At 61.2% G+C, this 23640-nt stretch carries 14 protein-coding genes; 4 read left to right on the top strand and 10 right to left on the bottom strand.

Going from position 1 to position 23640, the window contains the following annotated elements:
• The first annotated feature begins 2 nt into the window (after positions 1–2).
• On the top strand, positions 3–695 hold the full coding sequence (locus J1N02_RS05565) for an alpha/beta family hydrolase (protein WP_098478925.1): 693 nt from the start codon (positions 3–5) through the stop codon (positions 693–695).
• Between the two features lie 93 nt (positions 696–788).
• Here the strand turns inward: J1N02_RS05565 and J1N02_RS05560 are convergent, their stop codons facing one another.
• The 8 genes from J1N02_RS05560 to J1N02_RS05525 all read right to left on the bottom strand — a co-directional run bounded on the left by J1N02_RS05560 (position 789) and on the right by J1N02_RS05525 (position 13444).
• Positions 789–2354, bottom strand: coding sequence for a methyl-accepting chemotaxis protein (locus J1N02_RS05560; protein WP_092355325.1), 1566 nt, complete (start codon positions 2352–2354; stop codon positions 789–791).
• Between the two features lie 94 nt (positions 2355–2448).
• Positions 2449–3636 carry a glycosyltransferase family 4 protein gene (locus tag J1N02_RS05555; protein WP_092355322.1) on the bottom strand — a complete coding sequence of 396 codons (1188 nt, stop codon included), beginning with the start codon at positions 3634–3636 and terminating at the stop codon, positions 2449–2451.
• Positions 3633–4844, bottom strand: coding sequence for a glycosyltransferase (locus J1N02_RS05550; RefSeq protein WP_027603740.1), 1212 nt, complete (start codon positions 4842–4844; stop codon positions 3633–3635). The genes J1N02_RS05555 and J1N02_RS05550 overlap by 4 nt, the downstream gene beginning before the upstream one ends.
• A gap of 28 nt (positions 4845–4872) precedes the next feature.
• Positions 4873–5694: a hypothetical protein gene (locus J1N02_RS05545; protein WP_027603741.1), complete on the bottom strand. Its 822-nt coding sequence runs from the start codon at positions 5692–5694 to the stop codon at positions 4873–4875.
• A complete protein-coding gene (locus J1N02_RS05540; protein ID WP_421147213.1) occupies positions 5678–10006 on the bottom strand; it encodes a methyltransferase domain-containing protein in 4329 nt (1442 codons plus the stop codon). Before J1N02_RS05540 ends, J1N02_RS05545 begins: the two co-directional genes overlap by 17 nt.
• A gap of 2 nt (positions 10007–10008) precedes the next feature.
• A complete protein-coding gene (wecC, locus tag J1N02_RS05535; RefSeq protein ID WP_027603742.1) occupies positions 10009–11271 on the bottom strand; it encodes a UDP-N-acetyl-D-mannosamine dehydrogenase in 1263 nt (420 codons plus the stop codon).
• Complete coding sequence (gene wecB / locus J1N02_RS05530; RefSeq protein ID WP_027603743.1) at positions 11268–12419, bottom strand: non-hydrolyzing UDP-N-acetylglucosamine 2-epimerase; 1152 nt, start codon at positions 12417–12419, stop codon at positions 11268–11270. Before wecB ends, wecC begins: the two co-directional genes overlap by 4 nt.
• 233 nt (positions 12420–12652) lie before the next feature.
• Positions 12653–13444 carry a CPBP family intramembrane glutamic endopeptidase gene (locus J1N02_RS05525; protein ID WP_421147212.1) on the bottom strand — a complete coding sequence of 264 codons (792 nt, stop codon included), beginning with the start codon at positions 13442–13444 and terminating at the stop codon, positions 12653–12655.
• A 425-nt stretch (positions 13445–13869) separates the two neighbouring features.
• Here J1N02_RS05525 and J1N02_RS05520 point away from each other — a divergent pair, with 425 nt between their 5' ends.
• The gene (locus J1N02_RS05520; protein WP_027603745.1) at positions 13870–14730 is read left to right on the top strand and encodes a DMT family transporter; all 861 of its coding nucleotides are present in this window, start codon (positions 13870–13872) and stop codon (positions 14728–14730) included.
• A gap of 30 nt (positions 14731–14760) precedes the next feature.
• Here J1N02_RS05520 and J1N02_RS05515 read toward each other — a convergent pair whose 3' ends face one another.
• Positions 14761–15645, bottom strand: coding sequence for a DMT family transporter (locus J1N02_RS05515; protein ID WP_027603746.1), 885 nt, complete (start codon positions 15643–15645; stop codon positions 14761–14763).
• A gap of 52 nt (positions 15646–15697) precedes the next feature.
• A complete protein-coding gene (locus J1N02_RS05510; RefSeq protein ID WP_371914486.1) occupies positions 15698–17308 on the bottom strand; it encodes a methyl-accepting chemotaxis protein in 1611 nt (536 codons plus the stop codon).
• A 405-nt stretch (positions 17309–17713) separates the two neighbouring features.
• Here J1N02_RS05510 and aceK point away from each other — a divergent pair, with 405 nt between their 5' ends.
• Both aceK and hrpA read left to right on the top strand, forming a co-directional pair.
• On the top strand, positions 17714–19429 hold the full coding sequence (gene aceK / locus J1N02_RS05505; protein ID WP_146476737.1) for a bifunctional isocitrate dehydrogenase kinase/phosphatase: 1716 nt from the start codon (positions 17714–17716) through the stop codon (positions 19427–19429).
• A 118-nt stretch (positions 19430–19547) separates the two neighbouring features.
• Complete coding sequence (hrpA, locus tag J1N02_RS05500) at positions 19548–23459, top strand: ATP-dependent RNA helicase HrpA (protein WP_027603749.1); 3912 nt, start codon at positions 19548–19550, stop codon at positions 23457–23459.
• Positions 23460–23640 lie beyond the last annotated feature (181 nt).

Below are 23640 nucleotides of genomic sequence, written 5' to 3'. Positions count from 1 at the left end.
GCATGGGCAAAGAGCACAAGGCCAGTATTGACGGGGATCAATGGGCGCAGTGTGTGCGGGAACACGGTTGGCTTTGGGATGTCGCGTCGGGCGTTGCTTCGGGTGATTGCGTGACGTTGATCCTGGCCCATGGTGCCGGCGCACCGATGGACTCATCCTTCATGAACGACATGGCTGCACGCCTTGCCGGGCATGGCGTCAACGTGTTGCGCTTCGAGTTTCCCTACATGGCCCAGCGCCGACTGGACGGCGGCAAACGCCCGCCCAACCCGGCGCCAAGACTGCTGGAAGCCTGGCGCGGGGTGTATGCCGAGGTGCGACGTCATGTCGCTGGGAAACTGGCCATTGGCGGCAAGTCCATGGGCGGGCGCATGGCGAGTCTGTTGGCGGACGAATTGGCCGCCGACGGGCTGGTGTGCCTGGGGTATCCGTTCTATGCGGTGGGGAAACCGGAGAAACCACGTGTAGCGCATTTGGCCGGATTGAAGACGCCGACGTTGATTGTGCAGGGCGAGCGTGATGCACTGGGCAATCGGGCGGCCGTGGAAGGGTATGACTTGTCGCCGAGCATCGAAGTGATGTGGCTGGTGGCGGGAGATCATGATTTGAAGCCGTTGAAGGCTTCGGGGTTTACGCATGAGCAGCATTTGGAGGCTGCGGCCGTGCAGGTGACTGAGTTTCTCAGCGCCTGTTAGGGCCAATCGGGAGCAAGCCCCCTCCCACATTCGACCGCATTCCAAGGGATGTACGCGGTTAACTGTGGGAGGGGGCTTGCTCCCGATAGCGGTCTACCGGTTGAAACGCTCGACCAACGAATACTGGGTATTCGCCGTATGCGTCAGCTCTTCACTCAACTGTGCCGAGTTCATTGCCTGTTCCGAGGTCTGGTCCGCCAACAGCGCAATGGTGCTGATATTGCGGCTGATCTCTTCGGCCACCGAGCTTTGCTCTTCGGTGGCGGCCGCGATCTGGGTGGTCATGTCGGTGATATGCGCCACCGCTTCACTGATGCCCACCAATGCCTGGTCCGCCTCCATCACCCGCGCCACGCCTTCTTCGGCCTGGCGATGCCCGGTGTCCATGGTTTGCACGGCAGCGGCAGCGGTTTGCTGCAGCTTGGCGATCAGGGCATGGATCTGCCCGGTCGACTCAGCCGTGCGCTGCGCCAGTTGGCGCACTTCATCGGCGACCACCGCAAACCCACGGCCCATCTCACCGGCCCGCGCCGCTTCAATGGCGGCGTTGAGCGCCAGCAGGTTGGTCTGGTCGGCAATGCCTTTGATCACGTCGACTACGCCGCCGATCTCGTCGCTGTCCTTGGCCAGTTGGGTGACGGTCACGCCCGTTTCCCCCACGGCCACCGACAGACGCTGAATCGCCTCGCGGGTTTCCCCGGCAATATCGCGACCGCGACCGGTCAGGCGATTGGCTTCCTGGGTCGCATCGGCCGTGCGCTGCACATGGCTGGCCACTTCCTGGGTGGTTGCCGCCATCTGGTTGACCGCCGTGGCCACCTGCTCGGTTTCCACGCGCTGGCGTTCCAGGCCGCTGGAGCTGTTATGCGCCAGGGTATTGGACTGCGCCGCCTGGTCGTTGAGGTGCTCGGCGGTGTCCTGCAGGCGCGTCAGGCAGGTCTTCAGGCGTGCCTCCTGGCTGAGGATCGACATCTCCAGGCGCGCCTGTGCACCACGGCTGTCGGTGTACATCTGCGCGATCAACGGGTCGGAGGTGGTCTGCTCGGCCAGGCGCAGCAGGCGCTTGAGGCCGCGCTGTTGCCAGCTCAGGCCCAGCAGGCCCAATGGCACCGACAAACCCGCCGCCAGGGCAAAGCCCCAGTGGGAGTTGAGCGACGCACCGATCATGAAGCTCAACTGGCTGATCAGGATAAACGGCAGCCAGTCCTGCAACACCGGCAGCCACTTGTCCCGCTGGGGAACGGCCGACTTGCCCTGGTTGATGCGTTGGTAGAGCGCCTCGGCACGGCGGATCTGCTCGGCGGTGGGCTTGATGCGCACCGATTCGTAGCCGACCACCTGGTTGCCTTCGAAGACCGGCGTCACATAGGCGTTGACCCAGTAGTGATCGCCCGTCTTGCAACGGTTCTTAACGATGCCCATCCATGGCAAGCCTTGTTTGAGCGTGGTCCACATATGCCCGAACACGGCCGCTGGCACGTCCGGGTGACGGACCAGGTTGTGCGGGGCACGCACCAGTTCGTCGCGCGAGAACCCACTGATTTCGACGAATGCGTCGTTGCAGTAGGTGATCACGCCTTTGGCATCTGTGGTGGAGATCAACCGTTGCTGAGCGGGGAAGGTACGTTCGCGCTGGGTAACGGGCTGGTTATTACGCATGATTGTTCAATCCGCAAGGCTTTCATTGGGTATCGGCGGTAACGGGGGTTTATTTAACTTATTTTTGCAACAATCGGCTTGGCAGTTTCCAGGGTCACGGCTCTTCGGGTGTTGTGGTATCGAGAATGTCCAGAGCCATGCGTTGCTGGATCCTGCTGCGGGAATACTCCTGTAGAAATGCCGCTCGGTCGGTGGTACCCAGATCAAGACGGGCGAGTGCGGCAACGGCAGCGTCCGGGTTTGCGGGGGCAAACACGCAAGCATTGGGAATATGGTTAAGAGTGAACGCTTTTGAATAGCCTTCCAGCCCCGCCAGGATTGGTTTTCCAGTGGCTGCATATTCAAACAGCTTGGAAGGGATGACCTTCAAGAATGCCTTAAAGCTATTAAGGTGCAAAAAAAGCACATCCGCTTGCTGATAGTAGTGAATCAGTCTATGGCGAGGCATGGGAGGAATAAGCTCGACATTCCTTACGTTTCTTTTGATCAGCGCCTCGCTCAGTTTTTTCATCGTGCTGCCATCGCCAATGACATAGAAACAGGCCCTGTTTGCCAGCCGTTCGGCCAGGGCGGGCAGGATTTTTTCCAGGCCTTGGCCGGCGCCGACATTGCCAGCGTAGACGATCTTCAGCAGGCGTGTCGGGTCGTCAGGCGGTTCGGTAGGGAAGGGGGTTTCAAGAAACAGATCATCCACACCGTTGGTGTAGGTTGAGAAGGTCTTGTGTGGATAACGAGGCGCGAAGTAACTCAGGAAGCCGGGGGATACCAGGTTGACCCGCGTCGCATACCCAAGGGTGACTTTTTCCAGGCGGGAAAACACCCGTGCCAGGAGCTTGCCGACAACACCGGGGAAAAGCTCGGGCAGGACGTCGACAAAGATATCGCGAATATCCAGGTAGAGAGGCGCGTGTTTTCTGCGCGCGATGGCGGCGCCCAGTGCGGCCGTCATCAGTCGCGAAGAGGTGGCCACGATCACGTCATACGGCTTACCCTTCACGGCCTGAAGGACGCCGCAGGCATAGTGGGCAAACCCCCAGGCCTGGCCCCATGCGCTGAATCTGTGCGCGGGGAGGCCGATGCGGGTGACGGACAGCTTCGGCTGATGCGCGGTGTGGGCAGGGTCAGCCTCATAGGACGGGTAGCGGTTTGGCTGGGTGGTCAGTACCTCGATCTCTATCTCGCCGTTACCGTGGGTGAACAAGGCCTTGACCAACGCCTCGACGCGAAATGCCGACAGATCGGGTGGAAAGTAATAGCTCAATATGAGAATGCGCTTGGTCATACGCGCACCTCGGTTTTACGCCGCAGTACACGCTCGTACAGCGCCACCAGCGTGCTTTCCTGCCGTTCCCAATTTAAATGCAGCGCGGCATTTTTTGCGTTTTGCGCCAGTGCCTGACGCAATAACGGTTCATCGATCAGGCACTGCAGTGCGGTGCGCAGTGATTGCTCCGAGCCTGCCGGTACCAAAAGTCCTATGGAGTAGGCCCGGACAATCTTGCGAATCTCCGGAAAGTCCGTGGCCACCACGGGCAGCCCGGCGATGACATATTCAAATAATTTGTTCGAGTCGGTGGTGAAGTGGTTCAGGCAGGTATTTTCGATCGGCTGCACACCGATATCGGCTGATGCGGTGTAGCTGGGCAAATCCGCCAGTGCAACGGTCGGGATAAAGTGCACTCGGTCTGTCAGGCCAAGTTCCGTGCGCAATGCCATCAAGGCAGGGGTAAGCCTGCCGCTCCCGATCAATACAAGGTAAGCGCCTTGCAACGACGCCGCCACGCGTAGCAAGCGTTCCAGCCCGCGTCCCTGTTGAAGGCCGCCCTGATAGACAACGATGGGCCAGGGGTGTCGCAAGCCCAACTCAAGGCGAATCCTCTGGCCGGGTGAGGTGGCGCTCAGGCAGGGGCGGTTTTGCAGTACCAGCGGGCGGGCGATTCCATAGGCCCTGGCAAAAAACCTGGCCCGGCTTTGCGTGGTGGTAATGATGCCTTCGGCCCTGGGCATCAAGGTTTTTTCGACACAACCCACCCAGCTGCGAAAGCGCGCATACCCCTCGCGGCTGGTGCTGATTTCGTGGGCGTCATACACCAGCCTGGCGCCGCTGAGCCGGGCCGCCAGCCAGGCGGTGGGCAGGGTATTGACGTCGTGGGCATGCACCACCGCAGCGCGATGCAGGGCGATGCGTAGCAGCAGCCCTGCATGTACCCAAAGCCGCGAAAGAATGCGTCGCAGGGGCATCGATTGTTCGGCTGCGAACGGGCCTGGCGATGGGGGCGATCCGGCGTTGGCCGCACCCCAGCGCACGCTGCGCGCTACGCGTACCACGCGGATGCCTTCGGCCAGCACCTCCTTGCGATGCGTCACGCCGGGCGCATGCAGGGCGAACACGGTGACTTGATAACCGGCTGCCTGGAGTGTCCGGGCTTGCTTCAATACGCGGGCGTCGTTGCGGAACTCATTCCAGACGATCATGGCGATGCGGGGCACGGGAGACTCCTGTTGATGTGGACGGGGTTCAGCGGGTCGGGTGGAGGGCGAGAAACATCCGGTTGATGCTCGGGGCGTGGGTGTTCAGGTAAAGAATGTCCTGGGTCAGGACCTTCAGTCTGCTGAGGCTTTGACGTATCAGGATCAGCGCTATCAACGCGATGTACAGGTGGGGAGGCGTCAGGCAGAGAAAGTCGACAATGATGAAGGCGAATGCCGCCAGAAAGCCCATTGAGTAAAACGCATCGGCCACCGTGAGTGGGTGACGGGAGAGTACCGCCTGCACACGTTGGCTACGGTTGTTCAAGCCAATCAGCACAGCCGCAGCGAGCACGGAATAAGCCAGGCCGATCGCCAGGAGGGACGGGTAGAGGTAGAGCAGCACGCAGAAGACGATCAGGGTAAACATGGCGTCGGATAAACCCCGCGCAAACCTGGAAAATGTCCTGGCTGCCAGGGCCAATTGGGTTTTTAGCCGCGCAGGTTCGGCACCGCCGTCTATCAGGGCGCGTGCCCCCGCCCTTGAGTAACGGGAGGCCATGAACCCGGCGCCCAGGTAAAAAGCGTAAAGGATCACCGTCAACAGACCGAGCCCGATGATCAGGGCGGTTTGATCGAGGCCTTTCAACGGGGCTGGCAAATAGGCGGGGACCGTCTCTGAACCGAGCAGGATGACAATCTTGATCGGCAGGAAGTACGTCGTTATCAACAACACTTGTGCGCAGAAATGTGCGGTATGGGCCATCAACACCGCACGTGGAGCGATGCTCATGAGGTGCTGGCCCAGGCATACGCACCAGAGAAGTGCCGACAGGATACGGTATTGCAATGCCTTAACGTCTCGGCTCACCGTGGGGTTCCCGTATCAGGCTTAGTTCGGCCGCGGTGATCAAATGCATAGCGCTCTGCGCAAGCACGCGTTGCCTGGCGTTGAATGATTTCGCCCTGAATATTTCCGGGTTGAAAAACAGTGTTTCTATTCCTTCGGCGAGCCCGGTGAAACTCTCGGGGGCCGATAGAAAACCGCAGTCGTCGTCAACAAACTCAGGGATGGCCCCGACCCGATTAGTCAAAGGGACCAGGCCCGACGCCATGGCTTCGTCACGCGATACCCCTTGTGTGTCCATGCGGCTGGGGCACAGAAACACGCCATAGTGTTTGTGCAGGTCGGCGATCTCGGATTGTTTCAAATAGCGTTTTTCGAGGGTGACGTTCGGGTACTGACGCAGCGGTGCGAGGGTTTCTTCAAACAAGGGTCCGTCACCGACCATCAGGAACTCAAGTTCGTTGAACCATGGTTTGGTCGCCAGCAGTTGAATGGTTTTGACGCTCAGGTCGTTGGCGTAGGTGCGTGACACATAGGGGCGGATCGAGAGGATTTTCTTGCGCTGCTCAGGCGGTTTTTCCTGATAGGCAAACAGCCGCGTATTGATGGGGTTGTGGATCACTCGGTATTGACTCCTCGGCAACCTGAACCCCAGGTCTTCCATGACGTCTTCGGCAAACTGTCGGGAGACGAATACCAGTTGCAGATTGGGCGGCATGGGTTGCAAAAGGCTGAGCCAGAAGCCCATGCGTCGCTCACTGTCGAGCTTGGCCAGTTGCAACAGTGTTTCGTCGCCATAGTTGTAAGCCCGGCGCCACCAAGGTTGGATCTCCGCGCCGTGCACCCAGGCAATCACCCGGAGGCGGGGCAAGTAGGGGCGCACTATTTCCCACATCTGCGGATCCAGGAAGTGCACCAGCAGTGTCGTGTACTGTCCGCTGTCCAGCATGCTTGCCAGGGCGCTGCCCGGGCCGGTCACCACGTCGACATTTTCAAATTCGTGATAACTGATCGACTCGTCGGGGCGCAGACGAAAGACATCTACCGCCAGGCCCTGTTCCTGATAGGCCATGACACGGGTATGAATAAAGCCATTACGGTACAGGTCGTCATAGGCCGGGTAGTGGTTGGTCAGCAGCAGGTGCGCGGCCTTGGCGAGGAGGTGGGAGGGTTGGATTTCCCGGTGTCCTTGAACCAATGCCTTGATCGTCGTGCTGCCGCTGCCGTGGGCCCGCAGGCCCAGGCGCAGGTACGCTGTTTCGGGCGGTATATCCCAGGCCTGATTGCGATTGGCCTGCTGCATGACATGGCTGATCCGTTGTTTCTGCGCATCCAGATACAGCACGACCAGTTGCAGGTTCAGGCCCGGCGTGGCATCGAGCAGCAATCTCAAGGTGTCGTCGGCCTGTTTCAGCTGGGCAACGTTCAACTCGTGCCTGGCGTAGTGATATTCATGTTTTCCGTCCGCGAGGGAGGAGTCGATATGCCAGGTGCCGCCTTCGACCTGCGCGCGCAGATACTTGCTGCGCAGCGGGCCGAACAGTTCTGACAGGTCCCGGCCGTTGCTCAGCGGGCCATCAGTATCTGCGCTCAGTGGCGGGATCGTTTCACTGCTGCGCTGGAGATGCTGGAGGCTGATTCCGCTGTTCAGCTCGAGGTCATCCACCACCGCAACGACGTGCTGTCGATCAGTGCCCGCGGCGTTTTCGCAGTAGTTGAACGCATCGATCGCGAGGGATGGAGGGTGGGTGTAGGTGAGCGCCGGGAGGCTTTCCAGCCAGGCACGGGCGGGCTGTTGTGCCAGCGCTTCTGTCTTGATCAAGGCTCGACGTGCCGCTATCCCGGTGGCACTGCGGTATTCCTGGCCTGGGTTGATCAGGCGTATATCCTGTTCGTCCGCGGCATGGTGCGCCATCTTGCCGATCACCCGGGCCTTGCTGTAGCGCGTGGCCAAGGCCAGGTCGAGCAAGTAGTGAGGGCCGTAGTAGTCCACGGCAAGCATGGCGCCGAACCAGTCGGCGCCGCCTGCCAGCTCGCCGAGGGTGAGCTTGTCCAGCTGTTTGCGCTCAATCAGCTGCAAGCGCGGGTCAACGGTGGCGGGCTGCCTTGCCGGCGCGTCGCTTACCACGACATACAGCTTGACGCGGGGGTAGCGCTGACGCCGCAGATGCTCAATGAGCGCCTGCAATTGAGCCTCGTCGGCCGCCTCAGCGACCAGGCAAATCGTCGGCAGTGGCAGGTCATGCACGCGATGGGTCACCTTGCTCATCACATACATCAACCGGTGGGCATAGGTGTGTTCCAGCATCACCTTTCGCAGCCCTGCCAACCGCAGCCTGGCGTGTCCGGCGGGCGTGTCGAGGCGACGCAAGACCTCCTGGCCGTTGTCGCTGCAGATGACCAGGTCGCCCATCAGCACACGCAGGCCGCGAGAAAAATTGCTGACGGTCAGGGTGTTGGAACCCAGCAATTCAAAGGCACGACGGGCGAACATGGATTGCGACTGTTTGACCGAATTGAGATTGATCGCATACCGGTAGCCCTTGTAGGCCAGGTCTATCTGTGTCGCCTCAAGCGTACCGGCAATGTAGCCCCGATATCGGGCCGGAAACTGATAGTTGGCTTCTGGCTGGCCGAAGTTGCGATCGTAGATTTCCAGCGGACGAAAGCCCGGCAGGGCATTGACGAAGTGTTCCAGGTCCCGCGTCCGTTCGGGGTATCGGCAGTAGTAGGCACCGGCGAAACAGAACGCATCCTTGCGCTCGTACAACTCGATCGGGTTGTGCATCGCCGGTTGGCAGGCAAAGGGCAGCAGGTAGACACGCTCATGCCCCAGCGCGCTTTTATAGCGATGAATACAGTCGATATCCGTGGTGAACACCAGGTCGAACTGTGTGGCGGTACCCAGGAACGTCTCGAAGTGCACCGGATCTTCCTTGTTCCAGAACACCGTTGGCACCTTGTGTTCCCGGCACCACTGCAAGACCTGGCGCAGCTCTGTGCTGTTCTGGGCGATCTTGTTATGCCAGCGGCCATCCTGGCCGCGCCACGCGGATTCGATAAACAGCAGGTCGGGTTGGAACGATTGCAGTTCGGCCAGGCCCTGGTCCGGTGTCAGTTGCAACAGCTCGCATTCATACCGGTAGGCCTCATGGGTAAAGGTGTCCATCACACAGGCCATTCTGAAGGGCTTGGCCGTGTCATGGGGGGCAAGCAACAGCTGGCTGCGCACATGCTCTGCATCCGCCAGCGGAGTGGGGGCCGGCGTGACAAGGAAAGCGGCGGTGCCAGGCAGCGCCGGTGGGATCGCATCATCGCCAGGGGGGGCCGTAGGTGCGTTGCCTTTGCGACGTGCGCGGGCTTGTTGATACAGCTTGAACAAGGCGCCAGGCAAAAGCAGGCATTCACGTAGCGAGCCCACCCCCACACGCAGTTGATACCCCAACTGATAAGTGGTGCTGGCCCGCGTCTTGATCAAGCGATTTTCCAGCAGGTGGCACCTGGCGTTTGCGCGCTGCAGATTGGCGGTCAGGACTTCTATTTGCCCTTGCTGCCGGGTATTGCTCTCGGTTGAGTACGCCAGTTCGTTCTTGAGTTGCTGAATGCGCTCAGTCGCTTCACGGTATTTCTGATTGACCTGTTCCCGCTGTTGGCGACCGCCGGCTACCTGGCCTAGCAGGTTACGCTCGACGGACTCGAACGCCGCTTCCAGTTGACGTAGATGCTCGACACCCAGCGAACAGCCCTCGGGTTCTGTTTTGATGGCGACCATTCCCACCCACTTGCCCAGCATTTCGACCTGGATGACCTGCAGGTACGCACTCAACAGCCGAAAGGGTTCCAGCAGGTAGAACGTGTGCTTGTGGTCAAGGAAGTCATTCACCCCGAACGGCACGGTGATGATCAGCCGGCCACGCGGCTTGAGCATCGATGCGGCTTTTTCGACGAAGGCTGCCGGGTGGATGAGGTGCTCAAGCACTTCACTGATCACGATGCTGTCAGGTTCCATGCCCTGGGTGTCCAGCGACATAAAGTCTGCATTCAAGTAGCGGACGTTGCGCTGCACGTGATCGGGTTCGGCCCTCAGGTAATCTTTGGCCTGCTCGAACGCCCTGGGGTCGTTATCCACGCCCGTGACCCTGTGGCCTTCACGGGCCAGCAACACGGGGATAATGCCCTGGGAGCAACCTACGTCGAGTACTGTCCTGCCGGTGACCTGTGCGCAGATCCAATGGATCCGCGCACGGGTTTCCTGCATGAAGTGTTCGCCCAGCTTGCCGTAATAGGCTTCCATGACGCGATCATGGGTATCGGCGAGTGGCTGTGGATTATTCATCGTCAGTTCGCCAGTACGCCGGCAGCATCAATCACCACGCCGTTGCTATGTCGCGCTGACATGGATCTGAATTCGCGATGCCCGACCAGCAACACATGGATATGGGCGCTGTCCCAGGCACAGGCCACGTCGGTCAGGGAATGGCCAGTCAGGTCGTCGGGCAGTGCATCGATATTGGGCTCGACCAGCAGCAGCGTTATCCCCAGTTCGTTGGCCAACTGGCGGGCAATGCCAAGTGCCGGGCTTTCACGCAGGTCGTCGATGTCTGCCTTGAACGCCAGGCCATAGCAGGCAATTCGCACGTTGTGCGCGCGCAGCCCGGGGTGCTTGAACAAAAGGTTGGCCACCGCCACCTTGACTTGCTGGATGACCCACTGGGGTTTGCTGTCGTTGACCAGGCGTGCGGTGCGGATCAACAGCGCCAGGTCCGGTGTTTTACTGACGATGAACCACGGGTCCACCGCTATACAGTGCCCACCGACGCCAGGCCCGGGCTGCAGGATATTCACACGCGGATGATGGTTGGCCAGGCGGATCAGCTCCCATGGGTCGATCTTCAACTGTGCGCAGATCATCGAGAGTTCGTTGGCGAAGGCGATATTGACGTCGCGGAAACTGTTTTCGGTCAGCTTGCACATTTCCGCGGTGCGTGTGTCAGTGACAATGCACTGGCCTTCGACAAACTGCTGGTAAAGCCGTACTGCTGCGGCTGAGCAGGCATCGGTCATGCCCCCGATGATGCGGTCATTGCTGACCAATTCCCTCAAGACATGCCCTGGCAGTACCCGTTCGGGGCAGTGGGCGATGCGGATGTCACTGGCTTGCTGATGGGTGGTGGGAAAGGTCAGGTCCGGACGCACACTGGCCAGCCATTTCACCAGCAGTTCGGTGGTACCGACCGGAGAAGTCGACTCCAGGATCACGAGGTCGTGCTTTTTCAGCACCGGGGCGATGGCACGGCAGGCCGCTTCTATATAGCTCAGGTCTGGCTCGCGGTTTTCCAGGAATGGGGTGGGCACGGCGATCAGGAAGGCATCCGCCGGCTCCGGCCGGGTTGTCGCCCGCAGGTAGCCGTGGCTGACCGCCGAGCGGACCAACCGGTCCAGGTCGGGCTCTATGATATGCACTTGGCCGAGATTGATGAGGTCCACGACATGCGGGTTTATATCGACGCCAATGACTGTTCGTTGCGGCGAGGCAAACAGCGCGGCGGTGGGCAAGCCGATATAACCCAGGCCCAGGACGCAGAGCGTCGGCACGCTCATGCCGCGGCCTCGTTTTTTCGCCAGGTTGTGATCAGAACTTCGCGAATGCGTGTGCACGCTCTGCCGTCACCGTAGGGGTTGTGGGCATTACTCATCTCCCGGTAGGCCGCGTCATCGCTGAGCAGCTCCCTGAGGTGGTGGGTAATGCTTGCGATCTCCGTGCCCACCAGCCGCGCCGTCCCGGCATCGACTGCCTCGGGGCGTTCAGTCGTGTCACGCATCACCAGCACCGGCTTGCCCAGTGCAGGTGCTTCCTCCTGGATACCGCCCGAATCCGTGAGAATCAGGTACGCCCGGGTCATCAGGTAGACAAACGGCAGGTAATCCAGCGGCTCGATCAGATGTACATTGCTGATGCTCGCCAGTCGCCGTCGCACGGGTTCCTGCACATTGGGATTCAGGTGCACGGCGTAGACAAAGGTCACCGCCGGGAAACGCGCGGCGGTTTCAGCCAGGGCCTGGCAGATACGTTCAAGACCGTCACCAAAGTTTTCCCGGCGATGGCCTGTCACCAGGATCATCCGCTGGTCTTGGGGCAGAAAGGCAAATTGCCGGTCAAGGCGGCCGCGCAGAGGGGATGTCGGGGCGTGAAGTTTCTCTACAACGCTGAGCAGTGCATCGATCACTGTATTGCCCGTGACATGAATGCATTCGGCGGCCACCCCCTCATTGATCAGGTTCTGCCGCGAGGTTTGGGTGGGGGCGAAATGCATCGAGGCAAGGCTGCCGGTCAGGCGTCGGTTGCCCTCCTCGGGCCAGGGGGAATAGAGGTTGTGGGTACGCAGCCCGGCTTCGATATGGGCAACGGGTATCTGTTGGTAATAGGCCGCCAGACTGGCTGCAAAAGTGGTCGCCGTATCCCCGTGGACGAGGATCACATCGGGTTTGAAGTCTTCCAGGACAGCTTGCAGCCCCTGGATGATTGCCGTCGTCACATCCGTCAGGTTCTGATCCGGCTTCATGATGTTCAAGTCGTAGTCAGGTACCAATCCAAACAGCTCAAGCACTTGGTCCAGCATCTCTCGGTGCTGCGCCGTGACACACACTCTCGAGTGGAAACGGTCGTCATTGGCGAGATTGATCACCATCGGCGCCATTTTGATGGCTTCCGGGCGCGTGCCGAAGATAGACAGTGTCTTGAGAGGCATGGGGATGGCTTCTTGTATGGAGGGTGAGTAAAAGCTGGGTCTGAAACGCGGGTGCACAGCTGCCTTCAACGCAGTGCCAGGCGTGTCAGCGCGTAGGGACCGGGTTGTGCGGAGTGGGTCGGTAACGAAGGGGGATTCTGCCCAAAGGGCGCGGAGCCGACTACTGACCGTTCGGCTGGTTACGAGGTGTTACCAATGTCGTAAAAGTACCCGGGCAGCGCCGAAGGCAGTCATCAGCCTGCCAGCATCGGATAGGTAAACAACCCGAAGTGAAGCAGATTCAAGCCAACGTGCGTGGCAATCGCCGCACCCAGCCCGCCAAACCGATACGCCAGGCCATAACCGACCCCGGCGATGCCCGCCAGCAGCACCCATTGCCACCCTGCACCCACGTGCACCAGGCCGAACAGCAGCGATGCCAGCAGCAGTGCGAGGTTTTCGCCGTAGGGCAACTGTCTGAAGCGCCGGCTCAAGCCGCCTTGAATGTAGCCACGGAACAGGGCTTCTTCCACCAGGGTCACCAGCAACAGGTTGTTGAGTACCCACAGCCAGGCCTGGTCCGGCCATTTCGGCGCCCAACTGATCACGCCCAGCAGGGTTGCGCCACCCAGCGCAACGATGGCGGTAAGGGTCAGTAACAACGCGGTGACGCAGATCGACAGGCGCAACGAACGCCGCGCCACAATCCACGGGCAGGCCAGCAGCAACCAGAAGCCAATCAACGGCTTGTCCAGGTTCAGGTACATCGAGAACGGCACGGCATCGGGGGTGAAGCGCTGCGGGGCAATGCCGCGACCGTTATAGAACCCCGGCAGCCAATGCATCGCCAGGCCTAGCGCCAACACGACAAACAGCCCGTGACCCAGGTAACGCGCCCACGGCGTGCGCTGCTGGCGTACGGCATAGCCGGCGATCAACAGCAGGGCGACGGACACCAGCGCCAGTACGCCCAATTGCCCGTAGGCCAAGGCCAGCACATAGCCGATGGAAAGAAGCGCCAGGTACAGCCAGGGCAGTGCGAGCATGGGGGAATCCTTGGAAAAAACCGGTCGGCATTATAGCGACGGCCCGCGCCCCGAAACGTGAAAACGCCTCCCCGCAAAAGGGCTTGGGCAAGTGATTGCAAAACATGTCATCGGCTGGTTATAGTCCTTGCGTCCTTATCCCGTCAAAAAGATCAGCACATGCCAGCTTCCCTGCGCATAGCGGTAGTCGATTCAGCGGTCAACGCTGTGCGCGTGCCGTGCGCGAACAAGCAGCCTGCGCAGATCAGTCACTACCCCCCACCTGTCAGTAGCACGCCGGTGTACGCAGTCGTATCACCGCCGGGTGTTGGCATTTCGGGCTGATCGGCACGTTGCTGTGCCCGCTCTGCCTGCCTGAAAAAAACTACTGAATTTCAGCCTCTGCGGCTGAATCGGCTTTTTTTGCCTGATTACAGGTGGTAACCATGTCCGTTCTTTCGAAACACTCCGTGGCCGCGGCGGCCTCGACGAGCCTGTTTGTCCTGCTGTGGAGCAGCGGGGCGATCTTCTCCAAGCTGGGCCTGGCCCATGCGTCACCCTTCGCCTTCCTGCTGATCCGCTTTGCCGTCGCCCTTGCAGGCTTGGTGGTGCTGGTGCCGATCCTCACGCTGAAACTGCCGCGTCCCGGCAAGCCCCTGTTGTACGCGGCGGCAACCGGGTTGGTGTTGCTGGGGGCCTATCAGATTTTCTATCTGCTGGCCCTGGACCTCAGCGTCACCCCCGGCGTCATGGCGACCATCATGGGGGTGCAGCCGATCCTCACCGTGGTGCTGATGGAGCGCCAGCGATCCTGGCGCCGGATGTTCGGCCTGAGTCTGGGCTTGGCCGGGCTGATCATGGTGGTCTACCAAGGCATCGGGCTGGCGGGCATGTCCCTGGCCGGGATGCTGTTCGGGCTGCTGGCCCTGGCAAGCATGACCTTCGGCTCGATCATGCAAAAGCGCATCACCGACAACCCCCTTGGTACCCTGCCGGTGCAGTACCTGGCGGGGCTGCTGTTGTGTTCGGTGTTCGTGCCGTTCCAGCCGTTCCATGTTGAACACAACGCCGGCTTTTACCTGCCGGTGCTGTGGATGGGCCTGGTGGTGTCGTTGCTGGCAACGCTGTTGCTGTACCGCCTGATCGCCCGGGGCAACCTGGTGAACGTCACCAGCCTGTTCTACCTGGTGCCGGCGGTGACGGCGGTGATGGATTACCTGATCTTCGGCAATCGGCTCGCGATGCTGAGCCTGTTGGGGATGGGCTTGATCATCATTGGGCTGGTCTTCGTGTTCCGCAAAAACTGATGCCCCCCGTAGGTGCCGGCCAGCCGGCGCCTACGGTTTTCGAGGCCGCAATACCAGCCACAACGCCCCGGCAATCAACACGCCGCCATATAAATGCGCCATCGATAACGGCTCGTCGAGCAACAACGCCCCCCACAACACGCCGAACGGCGGGATCAGGAAGGTGGTGGTCATCGACCTCACCGGCCCAATCGCGGTGAGCAGCCGGAAGTACAACACGTACGCAAACGCCGTACACACCAGCCCCAACCCCAGCAACGACAGCCACACTTGCCACCCACCCCAACTCGCCGGCGGATGGCTGATCGCGCTGTAGGCAAACAACGGCAGCAGAAACAGCGTCGCGCCCAGCATGCTGCCCAGGGCCGCGAGACGACTGTCCAGGCCGCCGCGCTGGTCCAGCCAGCGCCTGGCGAGGAACCCGGCAAAGCCATAACAGGTGGTGGCCAACAGGCAAGCCAGTGCGCCCATCAATAATTCCAGGTCAAACGCCACCGGTCCTGCACGGGTCAGCACGCCTACACCGAACAGACCCAGGCACACCCCGGCGATTTTCGACGGGGTGAGGCGTTCGCTGAAAAACAGCCCGCCAATCAACACGCCCATCAACGGCGTGGTGGCATTGAAGATCGCCGAGTAACCCGCCGGCAGCACCTGGGCGGCCACCGAATACATGGTCGCCGGGATCCCCGAGTTGATCACCCCCAGCAACAGGACTGTCTTGAACTTGCCCTGGAAATCCCAGTTCACCCGCGCCATCGCCAGGATCACCAATAGCCCGGCGGCGGCAATCGATACGCGGAAAAATGCGGTCGGCACCGTGCCGATTTCCGGCGCGATAATGCGCATGAACAGAAAGCTCGCGCCCCAGATGGCGGCGAGCCCCAGCAGGTAAAGGGTGTCAACGGGCCTCACGGAACACTCCTACATCAATAAGGCCGCGAGTGTTGCACGCCGCCTTCATTGATTACAGGACAAACCGCGTCACCAGCCCATTCAGGTCCACCGCCAGCCGCGACAGTTCCTGGCTGGCGGCCGAGGTCTGGGTGGCGCCGGCGGCGGTCTGGGTGGACAGGTCGCGGATGTTCACCAGGCTGCGGTCCACATCGCGCGCTACCAGCGCCTGTTGCTCGGCGGCGCTGGCGATCACCAGGTTGCGCTGGCTGATCTGCGAGATGGCGGCGGTGATTTTTTCCAGGGCGCTGCCGGCGCTGTTGGCTCGCTGCAAGGTCTGGCCGGCATGCTCGGCGCTGCTGTTCAGCGCCTCGACGGTGGCCTGGGTGCCTTGCTGGATACCGGTGATCATCTGTTCGATTTCTTCGGTGGAGTCCTGGGTGCGCTGTGCCAGCGAACGCACCTCGTCGGCGACGACCGCGAACCCACGCCCGGCTTCACCGGCACGCGCCGCTTCAATCGCGGCGTTGAGCGCCAGCAGGTTGGTTTGCCCGGCAATGCCACGGATCACTTCCAGCACCTTGCTGATGTCCTGGGCTTGCAGCGCCAGGCCTTCGGCCTTGTTCGAGGCGCCGAGCACTTCGTCCACCAGGTTCTGGATCGAGCTGATGGTTTCGCTGATCTGGTAGTGGCCGTGCTTGCTGTCCTCATCGGAAGCCTGGGACGCCTCGGCGCTGGACACCGCATTACCCGCGACCTCGTCCACCGCCGTGCTCATCTCGGTCACGGCGGTGGCCGCCTGCTCGATTTCATCGTTCTGCGCCTGCAGGCCGCGCGTGCTTTGTTCCATCACCGCGCTCATTTCTTCCGCGGCGGAAGCCAGTTGCTGCGCCGATTCGCTGATGCCTCGGATGGTGGTCTGCAGCTGCGCTTGCATGGTCGCCAGGGCGCTCAGCAATTGCGCGGGTTCGTCATGGCCGCGCACCACGATCGGCTGGCTCAAGTCGCCGGCGGCGATGGTGCGCGCCACGTTCAGGGCCTGGCCGATCGGCGCGGTGATACTGCGGGTCAGCAGCCAGGCCAGCAGCAAGGTGGCGATCAATGCGACTGCGATAATCAGGCCGACAATCCACTGTGCGCTCGAATACATCTGTGCGGCCGAATCGGCCGCCGCTTCGACGCCGTTCTGGTTAAAGACGATCAGGTTTTCCAGGCTCTGGCTCAGGATCGTGCCCTGGGGGGCGAGGCGGCTGACGAGCAGGTCGAGGGCGTCTTGCTGTTGATCCTTGTCCACCAACGCAACCATCTGTCCGACGATGGCCAGGTACGTCGCGACATTGCCCTTGAGGGTTTTCAGCAGTTCGCGCTCTTCGTCATTGCTCAGCAAGGTTTCATGACGATCGAGCAGGGCTTGCAGTTCGCTGCTGGTGCGGCTGATCAGGCCTCTGCTGGTGTCACGCACGCGAGATTCGTCGGTGCTCACCAGGCGCAGGGACTCCAGGCGGATGGTGGCCACCAAGGCTGCGCTGTCATGGATATTCTCGATGCTCGGCATCCAGGTTTGCTCAATGACCAGCGCACTTTCCCGCAGCTTGGCCATCTGGCCCAGGCCAAACATTCCCACAATCACCAGCAAGCTGGCCAAAACCCCAAAACTCAGACTGGCACGCAGACCGATCCTCATGTTCCTCAATGACATCTCAATGCTCCTTGGGCGATTAGAACCTGCTCCCGGATCGGTCTTCGGACCTTGTTAGGGTGGGAGAGGGCGCGCTATATATCAAAGTGCCATCAAGGTGGTAATCGGGGTTTCCCTTAGTTGGATCCAAAGCCTTATGGAGGACCCGCGGCCGTTCTGGTTGGCGGTTTTCCGGCTTCTACCTGCCAGGCCACGGCGCTCAAGGCCTGTGGATCAAACGCGGATCGACTATAAGGTGCGTTTATTGACCGGATGGTCGAATTAAAAAAATTGAAAATAAATGTACGAAATGAACAGACTTGTACAGGTCAGTGCAAAAAATGACCCTTCTCCTGCCTGCGTACACTGGCTAAGCTCAGGGCTTCCCGATGCCCGCTCGAGGTTTCCCGCATGTCGCCATCCACGCCTGCCCTCGCTATCGCCCGCACCATCCTCGAAGGCTTCGACGATTACCGCGAACACTTTCGCCAGATCACCGATGGCGCCCGCGAGCGTTTCGAAAAGGCCCAGTGGCAACAGGGGCAGGCGGCGTCGGCGGCGCGGATCAACCTGTACGAAGACAAGGTCGGTGAAGTCAGCGCGCGCCTGCGTGCGAACTTCGAGGGCAGCGCATTGCTCGACATTGACCTGTGGCCCCTGGTGAAAAGCGCCTATATCGGCCTGATCGACCTGCGCTTTGACGATGAGCTGTCCGAGACCTGGTACAACTCGATCTTCTGCGGGCTGTTCAGCCATGACCTGATCAGCGACGGCTGCATGTTCATCCACACCACGCGGCCGAGCCTGCGCCGGGCACGGGCGGCACAAACCCGTACCTACGCGCCCGCCGGCCAGATTCCCGAGATGCTCGCGCAGATTTTTGCCGACTATCGTTTCAGCGAGCCCTACGCCGACCTGGCAGCCGACCTGCATCGCCTCGAAGCCCAACTGCGGGAAAACCTGCCGGACTGGGTGTGCAAGGACCCGGACCTCAAGGTCGAGCTGTTTTCCTCGGTGCTCTACCGCAACAAAGGCGCCTACCTCGTCGGGCGCATCTACACCCGCGACGAACAATGGCCCCTGGTGATCCCGCTGCTGCACCGCGAAGGCCAGGGCATCCAGATCGATGCGCTGATCACCGACGAGGCGGAGGTGTCGATCATCTTTTCGTTCACCCGCTCCTACTTCATGGTCGACGTGCCGGTGCCGGCGGAATTCATCGGCTTTCTCAAGCGCATCCTGCCGGGCAAGCACATTGCCGAGCTGTACACCTCGATTGGTTTCTATAAACACGGCAAGTCGGAGTTCTACCGCGCGCTGATCAACCACCTGGCGACCACCGACGATCGATTCATCATGGCCCCTGGCGTGCGTGGCATGGTCATGAGCGTGTTCACCCTGCCGGGCTTCAACACCGTGTTCAAGATCATCAAGGACCGTTTTTCACCGTCGAAAAACGTCAACCGCGCCACGGTGATCGAGAAGTACCGCCTGGTCAAAAGCGTCGACCGCGTCGGGCGCATGGCCGATACCCAGGAGTTTGCCGACTTCCGCTTTCCCCTGGGCAAGTTCGAGCCCGAGTGCCTGGCTGAACTGCTGGACGTCGCTGCCGGCACCGTCGAAGTGGAAGGCGATACGGTACTGATCCGCCACTGCTGGACCGAACGGCGCATGACCCCGCTCAACCTCTACCTGGAAAACGCCAACCCCGCCCAGGTGCGCGAAGCCCTGGAAGACTACGGCCTGGCGATCAAGCAACTGGCGGCAGCGAACATCTTTCCCGGCGACATGCTGCTGAAGAACTTCGGCGTCACCCGTCACGGCCGCGTGGTGTTCTACGACTACGACGAAATCTGCTTTCTCACCGAAGCCAACTTCCGCCACATCCCCGCGCCGCGCACGCCCGAGGATGAAATGGCCTCGGAGCCCTGGTACTCCATCGGCCCGCTGGACGTGTTCCCGGAAGAGTTCCCGCCGTTCCTGTTCGCCGACGCCGGCCAGCGCAAGCTGTTCGATGAACTGCACGGCGAGCTGTATAACGCTGATTATTGGAAAGGCCTGCAGGAGGCGATTCGTGCAGGCAAGGTGATCGATGTCTTCCCTTATAAAAGAAAAGAGCAGCCATAAGCTCAAAGCGGCAAGTAAAAGCAGATCCGCCCTGACTTGCCGCTTGAAGCTTGCCGCTCGCAGCTGCTTTTCTGCGACAATCCGCACCCGGCATAAATAGACGACCTTTGCGTACCTGATGACTGACCAAGCGCCCGCTATCGACCAACTGCTGAAAAACCTCGACCACGCCATGCTCGCCGACCGCCACCGCTTGCGGCGCCAGTTGCTCGAGCTGCGCAAGAAGCCCGACGAGGAGAAGCTGGCGCAGTGGGTCACGCGCATGCAGGCGTCTTGCTCCCAGGTCACGGCGCGGCGGGCCAGCCTGCCGGTGATTCGTTACGACGACAGTTTGCCGATCGCCGCCAAGCGCGATGAGATCAAGGACGCGCTGCAAAAGCATCAGGTGCTGATCATTGCCGGCGAGACCGGCTCGGGCAAGACCACCCAGTTGCCGAAGATCTGCCTGGAGATCGGCCGCGGCCAATATGGCCTGATCGGCCATACCCAGCCACGCCGGATCGCTGCGCGCAGCGTCGCCAGCCGCGTCGCCGAAGAGTTGGCCACGCCGCTGGGCGCGTTGGTCGGCTATCAGGTGCGCTTCGAAGACCAGAGCGATGCCAACACCCTGATCAAGCTGATGACCGACGGCATCCTGTTGGCGGAGACCCAGAACGACCGTTACCTGGAACGCTACGACACGATCATCGTCGACGAAGCCCACGAACGCAGCCTGAACATCGACTTCCTGCTGGGTTACCTCAAGACCCTGCTGCCGCGTCGTCCCGACCTGAAAGTCATCATCACTTCGGCGACCATCGACCTGGAGCGTTTTTCCAAGCACTTCGACGACGCACCGATTGTCGAGGTCTCGGGCCGCACCTTCCCCGTGGACACCTGGTACCGCCCATTGACCCTGGAACAGGACGAGGAGGGCAACCGCGTCGAAGACGACCTGACCGTCGACCAGGCGATCCTCGCCACCCTTGATGAAATCGCCGCCTATGAGCGCAGCGAACGCCGCAGCCCTGGCGACGTGCTGGTATTTTTGCCCGGCGAGCGCGAGATTCGCGATGCAGCCGAGATGCTGCGCAAGGCCCAGCTCAAGCACACCGAGATCCTGCCGTTGTACGCGCGGCTGTCGCCGGCCGAACAGCAGCGCATTTTCCAGTCCCATCCAGGGCGCCGCGTGGTACTGGCGACCAACGTCGCGGAAACCTCGCTGACCGTGCCGGGCATTCGTTACGTAATCGACAGCGGCACCGCACGCATCAGCCGCTACAGCTACCGCGCCAAGGTGCAACGCCTGCCGATCGAGGCGATTTCCCAGGCCAGTGCCAACCAGCGTAAAGGCCGTTGCGGCCGGGTGGAGCCGGGGATCTGCATTCGCTTGTACAGCGAAGAGGATTTTATCGGCCGTCCGGAATTTACCGATCCCGAGATTTTGCGCACCAACCTCGCGGCGGTGATCCTGCAGATGCTGCACCTGCGCCTGGGCGAAATCACCGATTTCCCGTTTATCGAACCGCCGGACGGCAAGGCCATCAGCGACGGTTTCAACCTGTTGCAGGAACTCTCGGCCGTCGACCGCAACAGCCAGCTCACGCCATTGGGTCGCCAGTTGGCGCGCCTGCCGGTGGACCCGCGCATGGGCCGCATGCTGCTTGAAGCCGCCAAGCTCGGCAGCTTGCAGGAAGTGTTGATCGTGGCCAGCGCCATGTCGATCCAGGACCCGCGCGAGCGCCCACCGGAGCGCCAGCAGGCCGCCGACCAGGCCCATGCACAGTGGAAAGATGCGGACTCGGACTTCGCCGGGCTGGTCAATCTGTGGCGTGGCTTTGAAGAGCAGCGCCAGGCACTCACCGCCAGCCCGCTGCGTAACTGGTGTCGCAAGAACTTCCTCAACTACCTGCGTCTGCGCGAGTGGCGCGACTCCCATCGCCAGTTGAGCCTGATCTGCCGCGACATGCAGTTGACCGTCAACAAAGAACCGGCGGATTTCCCCAAGCTGCACAAGGCGGTGCTGTCCGGCCTGCTCAGCCAGATCGGCCAGAAGACCGAAGACGGCGATTACCTCGGCGCCCGTCAGCGACGCTTCTGGATCCACCCGTCCTCGGGTATCGGCAAGAAACGCCCGCAATGGCTGATGACCGCCGAACTGGTGGAAACCACCAAGCTGTATGCGCGCATGGTGGCGAAGATCGATGCCGACTGGATTGAACCGCTGGCCGGGCACTTGATCAAGAAAAACCACTTCGAGCCCCACTGGGAGAAGAAGCGCGGCCAGGTGGTGGCGTTCGAGCAGATCACCCTGTTCGGGCTGATCGTGGTCGGGCGTCGGCCGGTGCATTACGGGCCGATTGACCCGGTGGTGTCGCGGGAGTTGTTTATTCGCGAAGGCTTGGTGCGTGGCGAGATCCAGTCCCGCGCCAAGTGCCTCACGGCCAACCAGCAACTGCTGGAGCAGCTCGACGAACTGGAAGCCAAGGCGCGCCGCCGCGATATCCTGGCCGACGAAGAGACCTTGTACGCGTTCTACGACGCACGGCTGCCGGCGGAGATCCACCAGACCGCCACCTTTGACAGCTGGTACAAGGTCAACAGCCAGAAAGACCCGCAGTTGCTGATCATGCGCGAGGAAGACGTGCTGGCCCGCGAGGCCAGTGAAGTCACTGCCGCCCATTACCCGGACACCCTGCACCTGGGCGACCTGGAACTGGCCCTGAGTTACCACTTTGAACCCAACCACCCCCGCGACGGCGTGACCCTGCGCGTACCGGCACCGCTGCTGCCAGCCTTGCCGCCGGAGCGCCTGGAATGGCTGGTGCCGGGGCTGATCGAAGCCAAGTGCATCGCCCTGGTGCGCAACCTGCCCAAGGCCCTGCGCAAGAACTTCGTGCCGGTGCCGGATTTCGTCAAGGCGGCGCTGCAGCGCATCGAGTTTGGCCAGGGTTCGCTGCCCCAGGCATTGGGGCGCGAATTGCTGCGCATGACCGGGGCGCGGGTCAGCGATGAGGCCTGGGCCGAAGCGGCGCAGCAGGTGGAAAACCATCTGAAGATGAACCTGGAAGTGGTCGACGGCCAGGGCAAGTTCCTCGGCGAAGGCCGCGACCTGGCCGAGTTGACTGCGCGGTTTGCCGAAGCCAGCCAGGCCGCGCTGGCCGTGCCGCACACCGCGAAAAGCCAGCAGCCGGTGGAGGCCAAGGTGTTCGCGGCGGTGGCCGAGAAAACCCAGCAGAAGATCGCCGGGCTGTCGATGACGGTCTATCCGGCGCTGGTGGAAGAAAACGGCACCGTGAAAGAGGGCCGTTTTTCCACCGCCGCCGAGGCTGAGTTCCAGCACCGCCGGGCGTTGCAGCGCCTGTTGATGCAGCAATTGGCGGAACCGGCCAAATTCCTGCGCGGCAAATTGCCCGGCCTCACTGAACTGGGCCTGATGTACCGCGAACTGGGGCGTATCGACGCCCTGGTGGAAGACATCCTGCTGGCCAGCCTCGACACCTGTGTGCTGGAAGGCGAAGCCAGTTTGCCCCGTGACGGTGCTGGGTTGGCGGCGCTGGCTGAACGCAAGCGTGGCAGTTGGACCGAACACGCCGAACGCCTGGCGCGCCTGACCCTGGAAGTGCTGAAGCTCTGGCATGGCCTGCAAAAGCGCTTCAAGGGCAAGATCGACCTGGCCCAGGCCGTGGCCCTGAACGACATCAAGCAGCAATTGAGCAGCCTGGTGTATCCCGGCTTTGTGCGCGAAACCCCGGCGCAGTGGTTCAAGGAATTGCCGCGTTTTCTCAAGGCCATCGAATTGCGCCTGGAGAAACTGCCTAGCCAGGTGCAAAAGGATCGTGTGTGGAGCAGCGAACTGGGCGGCCTGTGGGCGCAGTACCAGAACCGCTTGAACAAGCACACCCAGGAAGGCAAGCGCGACCCGCAACTGGAGCTTTATCGCTGGTGGTTGGAGGAATACCGGGTGTCGTTGTTTGCACAGCAGTTGGGGACCAAGGTGCCGATTTCCGACAAGCGCTTGAGCAAGCAGTGGAGCCTGGTCGAGGCCTGATCCCTTTCTCGGTTATCCAGACCAGACAGGTCCAAATGTGGGAGGGGGCTTGCCCCCGATAGCGATGTGTCAGTGGCAGAACCTGTGTCTGGTACACCGCTATCAGGGCAAGCCCCCTCCCACATTGAAACTTGATGGCGTTTTGATCGGGGTGTTTATCCGGCATATGGCGCCAAACCCC

The sequence above is a fragment of the Pseudomonas sp. NFX5 genome (assembly GCF_049132125.1).
GTDB lineage: Bacteria > Pseudomonadota > Gammaproteobacteria > Pseudomonadales > Pseudomonadaceae > Aquipseudomonas > Aquipseudomonas marginalis.
This window is presented reverse-complemented; position numbering and strand designations above follow the sequence as displayed.

Excerpts from the sequence above, each read along its gene's own strand:
- J1N02_RS05565 (WP_098478925.1), top strand. The coding sequence starts at position 3 with ATGGGCAAAGAGCACAAGGCCAGTATTGACGGGGATCAATGGGCGCAG.
- J1N02_RS05560 (WP_092355325.1), bottom strand. The coding sequence starts at position 2,354 with ATGCGTAATAACCAGCCCGTTACCCAGCGCGAACGTACCTTCCCCGCT.
- J1N02_RS05555 (WP_092355322.1), bottom strand. The coding sequence starts at position 3,636 with ATGACCAAGCGCATTCTCATATTGAGCTATTACTTTCCACCCGATCTG.
- J1N02_RS05540 (WP_421147213.1), bottom strand. The coding sequence starts at position 10,006 with ATGAATAATCCACAGCCACTCGCCGATACCCATGATCGCGTCATGGAA.
- wecC (WP_027603742.1), bottom strand. The coding sequence starts at position 11,271 with ATGAGCGTGCCGACGCTCTGCGTCCTGGGCCTGGGTTATATCGGCTTG.
- wecB (WP_027603743.1), bottom strand. The coding sequence starts at position 12,419 with ATGCCTCTCAAGACACTGTCTATCTTCGGCACGCGCCCGGAAGCCATC.
- J1N02_RS05525 (WP_421147212.1), bottom strand. The coding sequence starts at position 13,444 with ATGCTCGCACTGCCCTGGCTGTACCTGGCGCTTCTTTCCATCGGCTAT.
- J1N02_RS05520 (WP_027603745.1), top strand. The coding sequence starts at position 13,870 with ATGTCCGTTCTTTCGAAACACTCCGTGGCCGCGGCGGCCTCGACGAGC.
- J1N02_RS05510 (WP_371914486.1), bottom strand. The coding sequence starts at position 17,308 with ATGAGGATCGGTCTGCGTGCCAGTCTGAGTTTTGGGGTTTTGGCCAGC.
- aceK (WP_146476737.1), top strand. The coding sequence starts at position 17,714 with ATGTCGCCATCCACGCCTGCCCTCGCTATCGCCCGCACCATCCTCGAA.
- hrpA (WP_027603749.1), top strand. The coding sequence starts at position 19,548 with ATGACTGACCAAGCGCCCGCTATCGACCAACTGCTGAAAAACCTCGAC.